7 protein-coding genes and 1 pseudogene are annotated in these 13,888 nt (G+C 71.1%); 5 read left to right on the plus strand and 3 right to left on the minus strand.

The window, feature by feature from the left end:
* Nucleotides 1-5: 5 nt before the first annotated feature.
* The 3 genes from IOD16_RS11285 to IOD16_RS11295 all read right to left on the minus strand — a co-directional run bounded on the left by IOD16_RS11285 (nt 6) and on the right by IOD16_RS11295 (nt 2,169).
* Complete coding sequence (locus IOD16_RS11285; protein WP_201439989.1) at nt 6-395, minus strand: YchJ family protein; 390 nt, start codon at nt 393-395, stop codon at nt 6-8.
* On the minus strand, nt 392-661 hold the full coding sequence (locus IOD16_RS11290; RefSeq protein WP_148088726.1) for a hypothetical protein: 270 nt from the start codon (nt 659-661) through the stop codon (nt 392-394). Before IOD16_RS11290 ends, IOD16_RS11285 begins: the two co-directional genes overlap by 4 nt.
* A gap of 86 nt (nt 662-747) precedes the next feature.
* Nucleotides 748-2,169, minus strand: coding sequence for a glycoside hydrolase family 6 protein (locus tag IOD16_RS11295; protein ID WP_201439990.1), 1,422 nt, complete (start codon nt 2,167-2,169; stop codon nt 748-750).
* Between the two features lie 426 nt (nt 2,170-2,595).
* On the opposite strand from IOD16_RS11295, the pseudogene IOD16_RS11300 reads away from it, so the two are divergent.
* The 5 genes and pseudogenes from IOD16_RS11300 to IOD16_RS11315 all read left to right on the plus strand — a co-directional run.
* Nucleotides 2,596-4,434 (plus strand): annotated as a pseudogene (locus IOD16_RS11300) (glycoside hydrolase family 3 protein); the annotation flags it as partial.
* Between the two features lie 102 nt (nt 4,435-4,536).
* Nucleotides 4,537-4,824, plus strand: a complete 288-nt coding sequence (locus IOD16_RS40095) for a cellulose binding domain-containing protein (RefSeq protein ID WP_268957732.1) — start codon at nt 4,537-4,539, stop codon at nt 4,822-4,824.
* A 215-nt stretch (nt 4,825-5,039) separates the two neighbouring features.
* Nucleotides 5,040-7,988: a glycoside hydrolase family 9 protein gene (locus IOD16_RS11305; protein WP_201439992.1), complete on the plus strand. Its 2,949-nt coding sequence runs from the start codon at nt 5,040-5,042 to the stop codon at nt 7,986-7,988.
* 198 nt (nt 7,989-8,186) lie between these two features.
* Nucleotides 8,187-11,042 carry a glycoside hydrolase family 48 protein gene (locus IOD16_RS11310; RefSeq protein ID WP_236594905.1) on the plus strand — a complete coding sequence of 952 codons (2,856 nt, stop codon included), beginning with the start codon at nt 8,187-8,189 and terminating at the stop codon, nt 11,040-11,042.
* 290 nt (nt 11,043-11,332) lie between these two features.
* Nucleotides 11,333-13,888 carry a beta-glucosidase family protein gene (locus IOD16_RS11315; protein ID WP_236594906.1) on the plus strand — a complete coding sequence of 852 codons (2,556 nt, stop codon included), beginning with the start codon at nt 11,333-11,335 and terminating at the stop codon, nt 13,886-13,888.

The following is a 13,888-nucleotide window of genomic DNA, read 5'->3' on the forward strand; positions in this document are numbered from 1 at the left end:
GTGTTTCAGGCGGGGGAGACGTAGGACCAAGCGCCGTCCTCGCGGACGAAGCGGCTGTTCTCGTGCAGCACGTCCCGCTGCCCCCGCCGGCGGTAGTGGGCGCGGAACTCGACCGTGCCCGTCGTCTGGAACGGGGTGCCGCCGGTGTGCGAGAGGATCTCCAGGTGCGTCCAGCGCTGCTCCGGGTCGAGGTCCAGCGACGCCGGGCGGGTGCCGGGGTGCCAGGTGGCCAGCAGGTAGTCCTCGTCGCCCACCGCGAAGGCGCTGTAGCGGGAGCGCATGAGGGCCTCGGCGGTCGGCGCCTCGCGCCGCCCCTGGTGCAGCGGCCCGCAGCACTCGGCGTACGGCTCACCCCGCCCGCACGGGCAGCGGTCGCCCACTCCGGCGCCGCTCATTCCGGTCGGTCGCACGCGGTGCGGCCGGAGCGGTCGTAGCGCACCCACGCCAGCGCGTTCTCCGCCTCGCGGTCACCGGCCGCCGCCTCCGCCGACAGCGACGCGTGCACCTGGTACCGCAGGTCGGCGGGCACGGCCGGATTGGTCAGCAGGTTCGCGCGGATCACCGGGCTCGGGTCGTCGGCGAGCGCCGCCAACGCCCCGGCGGGCGCGGACGGGTCGGTCGACAGCGCCTCGCGCACAGCCGCGGACATCGGTTCGGTCACGCGCGCCAGGATATAAGGAGAGCGGCTCCCCTCCCGTTGACTGCCAGTCGGGGAGGGGAGCCGCATCGAGGGCTGGTGCTACGGCGTCAGCCGCACGCCGCACCGTTCAAAGTGGGAGAAGTGAACGGTGGGGTACTGCCGCTGAAGCTCGCGTTGTACCCGATGGTCGCGGTACCACCGGTCGCGAGTCCGCCGTTCCAGGCCGCGTTGCCGACGCGGACGATGTCGCCGCCGTCGGACCACGTCCCGTTCCAGCCCTGGGAAACGGTCACACCGGGCGCGGAGAACGTCAGGGTCCAGCCGCTGAGGGCCGCGCCCCGGTTCTCGATGACGATCTCGCCGGTGTAACCGCCCGACCACTGGCTCACCACGCGGTGCGTCACCCTGCATCCGTCCCCTGGAGGCGGAGTGGTGGTCGTGGTGGAAGTGGTCGTGGAAGTAGTGGTGGTCGTGGTGGAAGTGGTGGTCGACGTCGTGGTGGTGGTCGACGTCGGGCCGGCTGCGATGGCCAGGTCGTAGGCGCGTTGTGGCACGAACTGGCCGGCCTGGGCGATGCAGCCGTCGGCCTCGCCGGGCAGCTTGACCCAGAGGAACGCGGCGATCTTGGAGTCGCCCGTGTCGGTCGTGCTGGGCGTGCCGATGGCGCGCCCGGCCGGGTCGCACCACTCGGTGCCCAGCGGGCCGTTGCCGTTGCGGCTGGTGTCGATCACCGCGGTCAGCCTGCCGTCACCCAGGGCGTTGAGGATGTTCTTGGTGTAGGCCACCTCGTCGGACGTGCGCCGGTAGTTCGACACGTTCGACGCGATACCGTCGGCGCTGTTGGAAACGTCGGCGCCGCGCAACCGGTTGGCCGCCTCCGACGGGGTCAACCACGCCGAGTTGCCGATGTCGAAGTACACCTTCGCCTGCCCGGACCCGGACTTGAGCTTCTTGCCCGCGTAGGCCATCGACGCACTGGTCTCGGCCTGCTGGCTCGAACTCTGGCAGTTGCTCATGATCGGCAGCACGTCCGGCTCCAGCACGATCGCCGCCGGCCGACCGGCCAGACCCGCCGCGACCTCGTCCACCCACGCCCGGTAGGCCGAGTGCGAGGGCGCGCCGCCGCCGCTGGCGCCACCGCAGTCGCGGTTGGGGATGTTGTACACCACCAGGATCGGGATCTTGCCCGCCGACGCCGCCGCACCGACGTAGGAACTGACCTCCGAACGCACCGTCGAGGTGTTCGTCGTGGTGAACCACCGCGCCGCCGGCACCGACGCGATCCGATCACGGATCACCGCGGCACGCGAATCACCGGGATTGGCCGCGACCCACCTCGCACTCGACGTGTTCGGGTCGACGTAGAACGCGGAGTCGGCCGCCTGCGCGGTCGTCGCGCCGCCGCCGAGGACCAGGGCCACCGCACTGGCCACCAACGCGCTGGACAGCGCGCCGGCCGTCGCCAGCCTGGCCTTGTGCCGCGGCTTGTGGGTCGGGTGGTCGGGGCCGTGGGCGTCGTGTGCTCGCATCGGGTCCTCGCAGCGTCGGTGCTGAACGGGGGCTGACTGGCCTGGGAGCGCTCCCAGGTGGAGGACTGTAGCCAGTGGGAAACGGTGAAGAAAAGAGGCCGTGATCGGCCGGTGACTCACGCCGGTTTATACGGTCCGTGAAGAAAACGCCGGATGAACCGCACCTGAGACCGGTCGCCCGCCGATGAACGCGGGGTTCGCCACTTTCAGTCACAATTTTTCGCCCACATTGGGCCGATAGGGTGAATGAGATCCGAGTCACGGCACGTTCGAAGTTGATGTCGAAAAAGTTGTCGAATTACGCCGCGCGGTCCTGGCGACGCTGCTCCGAGAAGCTCAAGCCTGGTGCTTTAAACCGGACATTCCTACTCTGGGAACGCTCCCAGCCCTTCTCTCGGACCCCGTTCCCGACCCGGAGGCAACGCAATGACGCGCACTCCCTCCCGACCTGTCGCGGTGGCCGCGACGACGGCCCTGCTGGCGGCCGTCGCCCTCGCCGCCACCGTGCTGGTGCCCCACCTGCGACCGGTCGCCACCGCGCAGGTCGCGGCCCGGGCCGACCCGCGGGTCGAGCAGCTGCTCGCCCGCATGTCGTTGGACGACAAAGTCGGCCAGATGACCCAGGTCGACCGCGGCGCGCTCAAGTCCACCGCGGACCTGGCCACCTACCGGATCGGCTCGCTGCTGTCCGGCGGCGGCTCCGCGCCGACCCCGAACACCGCCCAGTCGTGGGCCGACATGTACGACAACTTCCAGCGCACGGCCCTGTCGACGCCGCTGGGCATCCCGCTGGTCTACGGCGTGGACGCGGTGCACGGCCACAACAACGTGCGCGGCGCGACGATCTTCCCGCACAACATCGGCCTGGGCGCGACGCGGGACCCGGCGCTGGTCGAGCGCATCGGGGCGGTCACCGCGAAGGAGGTCGCGGGCACCGGCATCGACTGGAACTTCGCGCCCTGCCTGTGCGTGGCGCGCGACGACCGGTGGGGGCGCACCTACGAGTCGTTCGGCGAGGTGCCGGAGATCCCCACCGCGATGACCACCTACATCGACGGCCTCCAGGGCGCGACCCTCGGCGGCACGCCCGAGTCGGTGCTCGCCACCGCGAAGCACTACATCGGCGACGGCGGCACCGAGGGCGGCGACGACCAGGGCGACGCGCGGATCGGCGAGCAGGAGCTGCGCTCGGTGCACCTGCCGCCGTTCAAGGCCGCCGTGGACCGTGGCGTCGGCTCGGTGATGATCTCCTACAGCAGCTGGAACGGCGTGAAGGCGCACGGCCACCGCTACCTGATCACCGACCTGCTCAAGACCGAGCTGGGCTTCACCGGGTTCGTGGTCTCGGACTGGGCGGGCATCGACCAGCTCGACGGCGCGACCGGGTTCACCGGCGCCGAGGTCGCCGCCGCGGTCAACGCGGGCATCGACATGGTCATGGTGCCGACGGACTACCAGCGGTTCACCGGCCTGCTCAAGGCCGAGGTGCAGGCCGGCCGCGTGAGCACGGCCCGGATCGACGACGCCAACCGCCGCATCCTGACCAAGAAGTTCGAGCTCGGCCTGTTCGAGCGACCCCTCACCGACCGCTCGCTGACCTCGACGGTCGGCTCGGCCGCGCACCGCGACCTGGCCCGCCAGGCGGTGCGGCAGTCGCAGGTGCTGCTGCGCAACGACGGCGTGCTGCCGCTGGCCAAGTCCGGCCGGTACTTCGTGGCGGGCAAGTCGGCCGACGACATCGGCAACCAGAGCGGCGGCTGGACGATCTCCTGGCAGGGCGGCAGCGGCAACACCACGCCGGGCACCACGATCCTGCAGGGCATCCGGGACCTGGTCGGCTCCGGCGCGACGGTCACCCACGACCGGTACGGCGCGGGGGTCGACGGCTCGTACACCGCGGCCATCGCGGTGGTGGGGGAGACCCCGTACGCCGAGGGCCAGGGCGACCGGCCCTACGGCCTCGGCCTCGACCGAGAGGACCTGGAGACGATCAACCGGCTCCGGTCGACGGGCGTCCCGGTGGTCGTCGTGCTCGTGTCCGGGCGTCCGCTGGACGTCGCGAACCAGGTCGGCGACTGGGACGCGCTGCTCGCCTCCTGGCTGCCCGGCACCGAGGGCCGCGGCGTGGCCGACGTGCTGTTCGGCGACTACAACCCCACCGGCAAGCTGCCCGTGACCTGGATGGGCAGCGGCTCGCAGCAGCCGATCAACGCCGGTGACGGCAAGGCCGCCCTCTACCCGCTCGGGCACGGCCTGAGCTACCGCCCGACCACCACCAGTACCACCCCGACCAGCACTTCCACCACCACCTCGACGACGACGACCACGACCACCACGACGACCTCCGCGCCGCCGCCCGGCGGCTGCGTGGCCACGGCCCGGGTGACCAGCTCCTGGCAGGGCGGGTTCCAGGCCGAGGTGACCGTCGCCAACCCCGGCACGACCAGGCTGAACGGCTGGACCGTCACCTGGACGAGGGCCGGTGGCCAGACGGTCGACTCGCTGTGGAACGGCAGGCTGACCCAGACCGGCACGGCGGTGTCCGTGGACGACGTCGGCTGGAACGGCACGCTCGCGCCGGGCGCTTCGGGGTCCTTCGGGTACACCGCGAGCGGTTCGGCGGCCACGCCCGAGCTGACCTGCCGGGCGAGGTAGCGCCGCCTCGTGGTCACGTTCTGGGAGCGCTCCCCCACACTGGGTCATTCAGCCCAGCGCGAGCCAACGTTCGGCCCAGGGGGTCGGGGACCGCAAGCCGAATTTGTCAAGGCTTTGTGGCTGAACCCTCTTTTCACGGTGTTTCGTTGCCGTTACAGTCCCGGACTGGGAGCGCTCCCAGAAACCTCCACCGCCCTGCCCCTCGGAGGCACCGCATGCGACGACGCATGTCCGGTGCGCTGGCCGGCACGCTCGCCGTGCTGGTCAGCGCCTTGACGCTGACCCCGTTCCAGCCGTCCGCGACGGCCGCGCCCGCGTTCAACTACGGCGAGGCCCTGCAGAAGTCGATCTGGTTCTACGACGCCCAGAGGTCCGGTGACCTGCCCGCGGACAACCGGGTGAACTGGCGCGGCGACTCGGCGCTGCGCGACGGCAGCGACGTCGGGCTCGACCTCTCGGGCGGCTTCTACGACGCGGGCGACCACGTCAAGTTCGGCCTGCCGTTCGCGGCCACGATGTCGATGCTGGCGTGGGGCGCGGTGGAGAACCGCGACGCCTACGAGAGCTCGGGCCAGCTGCGGCACCTGATGGCGAACCTCAAGTGGGGCACGGACTGGATCATCAAGGCCCACCCGTCGCCCAACGTGGTGTACGGGCAGGTCGGCAAGGGCGACGACGACCACAAGTGGTGGGGCGCGGCCGAGGTCATGCAGATGGCCCGCCCGTCGTACAAAGTGGACGCGTCCTGCCCCGGCTCGGACCTCGCGGGCGAGTACGCCGCGGCGATGGCGTCGGCCTCGATGGTGTTCAAGGCGACCGACCCGACCTACTCGGCGACGCTGCTGACCCACGCCAAGCAGCTCTACAGCTTCGCCGACACCTACCGCGGCAAGTACAGCGCCTGCATCACCGACTCGGCGAACTTCTACAACTCCTGGAGCGGCTACCAGGACGAGCTCGTGTGGGGCGCGATCTGGCTGTACCGCGCCACCGGCGACACGAGCTACCTGGCGAAGGCCAAGGCGGAGTACCCGAAGCTGTCCACGGAGCCGCAGACCACCACGCGGTCCTACCGGTGGACCATCGCGTGGGACGACAAGTCCTACGGCGCGTACGTGCTGCTGGCCAAGCTCACCGGCGAGGCCGAGTACGTCGCCGACGCCAACCGGTGGCTGGACTACTGGACCACCGGCTACAACGGCAACCGGGTGCGCTACTCGCCGGGCGGCCAGGCGCACCTCGACACCTGGGGCTCGCTGCGGTACGCGGCCAACACCGCGTTCGTCGCGCTGGTCTACGGCGACTGGCTGCGCGAGCGCGACGCCGCCCGCGCCACCGCCTACCACGACTTCGGCGCGCGGCAGATCAATTACGCGCTGGGCGACAACCCGCGCAACGCCAGCTACGTCGTCGGCTTCGGCTCCACCCCGCCGCGCAACCCGCACCACCGCACCGCGCACGGCGCGTGGGCCGACACCATGCAGGATCCCGTGACCAGCAGGCACGTCCTGTACGGCGCGCTGGTCGGCGGCCCCGGCACGAACAACGACGCGTACAAGGACGACCGCACCGACTTCGTCGCCAACGAGGTCGCGCTGGACTACAACGCCGGCTTCACCGGCGCGCTGGCCCGGCTCTACAAGGAGTACGGCGGCACGCCGCTGGCGAACTTCCCGGTCGCCGAGGCCGCGGACGGCCCCGAGCTGACCGTGCAGGCCTCGGTCAACCAGAGCGCGGCCGGCTTCACCGAGATCAAGGCGTTCGTCCTCAACAAGACCGCGTGGCCCGCCCGGATGTTCAACGGCTCGCTGCGCTACTACTTCACCCTCGACGGCGCCACCACGCCGGACCAGGTCACCGTCACCACCAACTACAACCAGTGCGGCACCCCCAGCGGCCCCAAGCAGCACAGCGGGTCGGTGTACTACGTCGACGTGCCGTGCCCCGGCGTGTACCCCGGCGGGCAGTCCGCGCACAAGCACGAGGTCCAGTTCCGCATCACCAGCGCGGGCACCTGGGACCCCTCCAACGACTGGTCGTTCGAGGGCCTCGGCACGGGCAACACGGTCGCGCTGACCGACCGCCTGGTGCTGGTCCAGGACGGCCAGGTGCAGTGGGGCAAGGAACCCGGTGCGGCGGTGGTCGACCGCGAGGCGCCCACCGTCCCGACCGGGCTGCGCGCGTCCAACGTCGGCGCCACCAGCGCGACGCTGACCTGGACCGCGTCCACCGACAACGTCGGGGTGACCGGCTACGACGTGCTCCGGGCGGATGGCACGACCGTAGGTGCCCCGGCCACCCCGACGTTCCAGCTCTCCGGCCTCGCTCCGGCGACCACCCACACGTTCACCGTGCGGGCCAAGGACGCCGCGGGCAACCGGTCCGCCGCCAGCGCGGTGATCACCGTGGTCACCTCGGACACCACCGGCGACCGCGAGTCGCCGACCGTCCCTGGTGGACTGTCCGTCTCCTCGGTCACGAGCACCGGCGCGACGCTCACGTGGACCGCCTCCACCGACAACGAAGCCGTGGCGGGTTACGAGGTCCTCCGCCCGGACGGGACGGTCGCCGCCACCACCGCGGGGCTGAGCCACCAGCTGACCGGCCTCACCGCGGACACCGCCTACACCTTCACCGTGCGGGCCAAGGACACCTCCGGCAACGTCTCCTCGCCCAGCGCCGCGGTGGCGTTCCGGACCACGCCGGGCGGCGCGACCGGCCCGGTCGCCGTGCAGCAGCGCGGCAACGGCTCGGCGAGCGCCAACCAGATCGGCGCGACGCTGGCCGTGGTCAACCGCGGCACGACGGCGGTCGACCGGTCCGCGGTCACCCTCCGGTACTGGTTCACCGGTGACAGCGCCAACGCCAACTACCAGGTCTTCTGCGACTGGGCGGTGGTCGGTTGCGCGAACGTGCGCGCCACCGTCGTGAAGCTGCCCGCCGCGCGTCCGGGCGCCGACTCCTACCTCCAGGTGTCGTTCGCCGCGGGCACGTTCGCCGCGGGCGCGAGCACCGGCGACATCCAGTTGCGGATCGCCAAGTCCGACTGGTCGACCTTCAACCAGGCCGACGACCACAGCTACCGGGTCAGCGCGACCCTCACCGACTTCGACCGGGTGACCGCCTACACCGGCGGAACCCTCGCCTGGGGCACGGAGCCCTAGCACCCAGACTCGGCACGGGACGTTCTGCGCGCCCAGGCGTCCCGTGCCGACTCCACTCTCCGCCACGCCGCTTTCAAGCTCGCGGGTCAATGGCTGATCCGTGCAGGAGGAGGACGCATGAGGTACCGCACCAGAGCGGGACGGTTGCGCACCGGTCCGCTCGCGCTGATAGCCGCGGCGGCAACTGCCGCGGGTGTTATGCCGTTCGTCGCGCCGGTGGCGAACGCGGCCGTCGCATGTACGGTCAACTACCAGGTCACCAACCAGTGGCAGGGTGGCTTCGGCGCCAACGTGTCCGTCCGCAACGAGGGCGACCCGGTGAACAACTGGCGCCTCACGTGGACCTTCCCGGATGGGCAGCGCGTTCAGCAGGGCTGGAGCGGCACGTTCTCGCAGAGCGGCGCCGCGGTCACCGTGGCGGCGCCCGGCTGGGCGCCGAACCTCGGCACGGGCGCCACCGTGACCCCGGGCTTCAACGGCTCGTGGACCGGTCAGAACCGGCCGCCCACGGACTTCGCCCTCAACGGCACGCGCTGCACCGGCCCGAACGTCAACGCCAACCCGACGGTGTCGCTGACGTCGCCGACGACCGCGCAGTCGTTCCAGGTCGGCCAGGCGGTCCCGCTGGCGGCCACCGCGGCCGACACCGACGGCACCGTCGCCAAGGTCGAGTTCCTGGCCGACGGCGTGGTCGTCGCCACCGACACGAGCGCCCCGTACACGGGCTCGTGGACCGGCGCGACCGTGGGCGAGCACGCGATCGTGGCCCGCGCCACCGACGACAAGGGCGGCATCGGCAACTCCAGCATCGCCAGCATCCGCGTCATCGCGGGTCAAGCGGTGCAGGTCAGCCCGCAGTCGCTGAGCGTGCGGCAGGGCAGCACCGGCACCTTCGGCGTCTCCCTGGCCACCGCGCCCACCTCGTCGGTGACGGTCACCGTCGCGCGTTCGGCCGGCAGCACCGACCTGACCGCCGGCCCGACCTCGCTGACGTTCACCACGGCGAACTGGGCGACCAAGCAGAACGTCACGGTCACCTCGGCGGCCAACGGCGGCGACCTGGCCACGGCCACGTTCACCGCCGGCGCCACCGGCGCCACCTCGGCCTCGGTCGAGGTCAAGGAGATCTCCGGGTCCGCCTCGAACTTCGAGCAGGCCTTCCTCGACCAGTACGCCAAGATCAACGACCCGGCGAGCGGCTACTTCCGCACCTTCTCCGACGGGCTGAAGGTGCCGTACCACTCGATCGAGACGCTGATGGTCGAGGCGCCGGACCACGGTCACCAGACCACGTCCGAGGCGTTCAGCTACTACCTGTGGCTGGAAGCCAGCTACGGCAAGATCGTGGGTGACTGGGCTCCGTTCAAGAAGGCCTGGGCCTCGATGGAGAAGTACATCATCCCGGCCAAGGCGGACCAGCCGACCAACGACAAGTACGACGCCTCCAAGCCGGCGACGTACGCGCCGGAGCACCCGCGGATGGACCAGTACCCGTCGGTGCTGGACTCCAACGTGCCGGTCGGCCGCGACCCGATCGCCGCCGAGCTGAAGTCGGCCTACGGCAACAGCGACATCTACGGCATGCACTGGCTGCTCGACGTCGACAACACCTACGGCTTCGGCCGGTGCGGCGACGAGTCGGACGCGCTGCCCGCGTACATCAACACCTACCAGCGCGGCTCGTCGGAGTCGGTGTGGGAGACCATCCCGCAGCCGTCCTGCGACACCTTCGCGCACGGTGGCCCCAACGGCTTCCTCGACCTGTTCACCAAGGACGCCAGCTACGCCAAGCAGTGGAAGTACACCAACGCCCCGGACGCCGACGCGCGTGCGGTGCAGGTGGCCATGCTGGCGCAGGAGTGGGCGACCGAGCAGGGCAAGGGCAGCGAGATCGCGTCCGAGCTGGAGAAGGCCGCCAAGATGGGCGACTACCTCCGCTACGCCATGTTCGACAAGTACTTCAAGAAGATCGGCAACTGCGCCAGCACCAGCTGCCCGGCCGGCACCGGCAAGGACAGCGCGCACTACCTGATGTCCTGGTACTACGCGTGGGGTGGCGCGACCGACACGTCCGCGGGTTGGGCGTGGCGCATCGGTGACGGCGCGTCGCACCAGGGTTACCAGAACCCGCTCGCGGCCTACGCGTTGGCGAACGTGCCCGCGCTGAAGCCGAAGTCGGCGACCGGCCAGCAGGACTGGGCCACGTCGATGACCCGCCAGCTGGAGATGCTGCAGTGGCTCCAGTCGTCCGACGGCGCCATCGCCGGTGGTGTCACCAACAGCTGGGAGGGTTCCTACAGCGCGCCGCCTTCGGGCACGCCGACCTTCTACGGCATGTACTACGACCCGCACCCGGTGTGGCGCGACCCGCCGTCGAACCGCTGGTTCGGCTTCCAGGCGTGGCAGATGGAGCGCACCGCCGCCCTGTACGAGAAGACGGGCAACGCGGCGGCCAAGAAGATCCTCGACAAGTGGGTCCCCTGGGCCATCGCCAACACCACCGTCGGCACCGGCGGCGCGTTCCAGATCCCGAACGACCTGGAGTGGACCGGCGCTCCGGACACCTGGAACGCCACCAACCCCGGCGCCAACTCGAACCTGCGCGTCACGGTGCAGAACCACAGCCAGGACGTCGGCATCGCCGCGTCCTACGCCAAGACGCTCCTCAACTACGCGGCCAAGTCGGGCAACGCCCAGGCGAAGACCGTCGGTGAGGGCCTCTTGACGGCGCTGCTGGCGCACCAGGACGCCAAGGGCATCACGGTGCCGGAGGAGCGCAAGGACTACAACCGCTTCGACGACGTCTACAACACGTCGACGCGTGAGGGTCCGTACGTCCCGTCCGGCTGGTCTGGCGACATGCCCAACGGCGACCAGATCAAGCCCGGCGCGTCCTTCTTGGACATGCGTTCGATGTTCAAGCAGGACCCGGAATGGCCCAAGGTCCAGGCTTACCTGGACGGCGGCCCCGCGCCGACCTTCACCTACCACCGGTTCTGGGCGCAAGCTGAGATCGCCACGGCGTTCCAGCTGCACGTGGAGCTGTTCGGGTAGACCCGCGAAGGTCGCCGACACCCCCCTCACGACGTGGTGAGGGGGGTGTTCGGCGTGTCTCGAAGCGTCTCGAAGCGTCTCGAAGCGTCTCGACGGTCGAACGCGTTCGACGCGGAACGCGCCGGTGTAACAACCGTGGAACTTCGGTGTTGACTCCGGTGAGAGAGCTGTGCCACATTTCTGGCACCCCGCCCCGCTGACCCAGGTCGGCGATGTTGTCGCAGCGATCGAAACGATTCGATTCAGTGAGCTGCAGCTTCGAACAATTCGACGACCGCGAGAGGTGTGCCGTGGACCCGCTGCCATTCCGCGATCCGGGTCTGCCGGTCGAGGACAGGGTGACCGACCTGCTCGGCCGGCTGACCGACGAGGAGAAGGTGGCGCTGCTGCACCAGCACCAGCCCGCCGTGCCGAGACTGGGGCTGGCGGCGTTCCACACCGGCATGGAGGTGCTGCACGGCGTCGCGTGGGCCGGGCCCGCCACGGTGTTCCCGCAAGCCGTGGGGCTGGCTTCGTCGTGGGACCCCGGACTGGTGCGGCGGGTGGGCGAGGCGACCGGGGTGGAGGCGCGGGGCCTGCACCACCGCGACCCGGTCGCGCACGGGCTGAACGTGTGGGCGCCGGTGGTGAACCCGTTGCGCGACCCGCGTTGGGGCCGCAACGAGGAGGGCTACTCCGAGGACCCGACCCTGACCGCCGCGATGGGCACGGCGTACGCGACCGGCCTGCGCGGCGACCACCCGCGCTACCTGCGCACGGCGCCGACCCTGAAGCACTTCCTGGGCTACAACAACGAGAACGACCGCTGCGTCACGTCGTCCGACCTGCGGCCCCGGGTGCTGCACGAGTACGAGCTGCCGTGCTTCCGGGGACCGGTCGAGGCGGGCGCGGCGGTGGCGGTGATGCCGTCGTACAACCTGGTCAACGGCTGTCCCGCGCACCTGAGCCCGTTGATCGAGCAGGAGCTGCGGACGTGGGCGCCGGACGGTGTCGCGGTCGTCAGCGACGCGTACGCGCCGTCGAACGTGGCCGGGTTGCAGGCGTACCTGCCGACCCAGGCCGAGGGGCACGCGGCGCTGCTGAACGCGGGCCTGGACAGCTTCACCGACCAGGACGCCGACCCGACGCTGACGATCGAGAGCGTCACCACGGCGATCAAGGACGGCCTGGTGGAGCGGGCCGTGGTGGAGCGGGCCGTCGGCCGGGTGCTGGCGCTGCGGTTCCGGCTCGGCGAGTTCGACCCCGTGCCCGCGGACCCGGCGCACCCGGCGGACGTCGACCCCTACCGGGCGATCACCTCCGACGTGATCGGCACGCACGGCGCGTTGGCGCTGGAGGCCGCGCGGCAGGCGGTCGTGCTGCTGCGCAACGAGTCCGCGCTGCCGCTGGCGCGCGGCGCGAAGCTCGCCGTGATCGGCACGCACGCCGACACGGTGTTCGAGGACTGGTACAGCGGCACGCTGCCGTACCAGGTGACCGTCCGAAGAGGACTGGAGGAGTTCGCCTCCTCCGTCGTCCACGCCGAGGGCGTCGACCGGATCGCGCTGCGCGCGGCGGACGGCCGCCACCTCGGGGTGCGCGGCGGCGTGGTGGGGCTGGGCGAGCGGGCGCTGTTCGACCGCTTCGACTGGGGCGAGGGCGTGTGGACGCTGCGCGACGTGGGCTCGCGCCGCTACCTGGGCGTGGCCGAGGACGGCACCCTGGTCGCCACCGCCGCGATGCCCGGCGGCTGGGACGTGCGCGAGCTGTTCGAACCGCGGCTGACCGACGGGGGTGTGGTGCTGCGCAACAAGGTCCAGGGCACCGACACCGGTCCCTTCGAGATCGAACGCGTGGTGGACGGGATCGCGGCCGCCGCCGAGGCCGCGGCGCGGGCCGACACCGCCGTGCTGGTGCTCGGCAACGACCCGCACGTCAACGGCCGCGAGACCGAGGACCGCACCACGTTGCGCCTGCCGTCGCTGGACCTGGTGCGCGCGGTGCGGGAGGCCAACCCGAACACGGTGCTGGTGCTCGTGAGCGGCTACCCGTACGCGCTGGACGGCGAGGAGGAGCACCTGCCCGCCGTCGTGTGGACCGCGCACGGCGGGCAGGAGCAGGGCCGGGCGGTCGCGGAGGCGTTGTTCGGCGCGTTCTCCCCGTCGGGCAGGCTCACCCAGACCTGGTACCGGTCCGACGACGACCTGCCGGACATCTTCGACTACGACATCATCCGCGCGGGCAGCACCTACCTGTACTTCGCCGGCGAGCCGCTGTTCCCGTTCGGCCACGGCCTGTCCTACACCACGTTCGAGTACTCCGACCTGACGTGGGCGGACGGCGTGGCCGAGGTCTCGGTCACGAACACCGGCGACGTGGCGGGCGCGGAGGTCGTGCAGCTGTACTCCGCGGCGCTCGACTCGCGGGTGCGCCAGCCGGTGCGCAAGCTCCAGTCGTTCCACCGCGTCCACCTCGCGCCGGGCGGGACCGCGGTGGTGCGGCTGCGGGCCGACCAGCTGTGGCACTGGGACGTCACCACGGGCCGTCGGGTGGTCGAGGCCGGTCGGTACGAGCTCCTCGTCGGGGCGTCCTCCCGCGACGTCCGGGCCCGGCTGGTGGCCGACGTGCCGGGGGAGACCATCGCGCCGCGCACGGGCGCGTTGCCCGCCTTGACCTTCGACGACTGCGACGGGGTGCGACTGGTGGACGACGAGGTGGTGTTCACCCGCGAGGGCGCGTGGATCTCCTTCCGGGACGTGGCGCCCGGGGCGCGGTCGGCGCCACCGGACACCCGGCTCTCGGTGGAGGGCACGTCGCTGGTGCTCACCGCCGCCGCGGCCGGCGTGCGCGTGCGGGAGGTGCGCTGA

Source organism: Saccharothrix sp. 6-C (assembly GCF_016695385.1).
GTDB lineage: Bacteria > Actinomycetota > Actinomycetes > Mycobacteriales > Pseudonocardiaceae > Actinosynnema > Actinosynnema texasense.

Bases quoted from the DNA above. Each gene is read 5' to 3' on its own strand.
- IOD16_RS11285 (WP_201439989.1), bottom strand. From the start codon at position 395: ATGAGCGGCGCCGGAGTGGGCGACCGCTGCCCGTGCGGGCGGGGTGAG.
- IOD16_RS11310 (WP_236594905.1), top strand. From the start codon at position 8,187: ATGCCGTTCGTCGCGCCGGTGGCGAACGCGGCCGTCGCATGTACGGTC.
- IOD16_RS11305 (WP_201439992.1), top strand. From the start codon at position 5,040: ATGCGACGACGCATGTCCGGTGCGCTGGCCGGCACGCTCGCCGTGCTG.
- IOD16_RS11295 (WP_201439990.1), bottom strand. From the start codon at position 2,169: ATGCGAGCACACGACGCCCACGGCCCCGACCACCCGACCCACAAGCCG.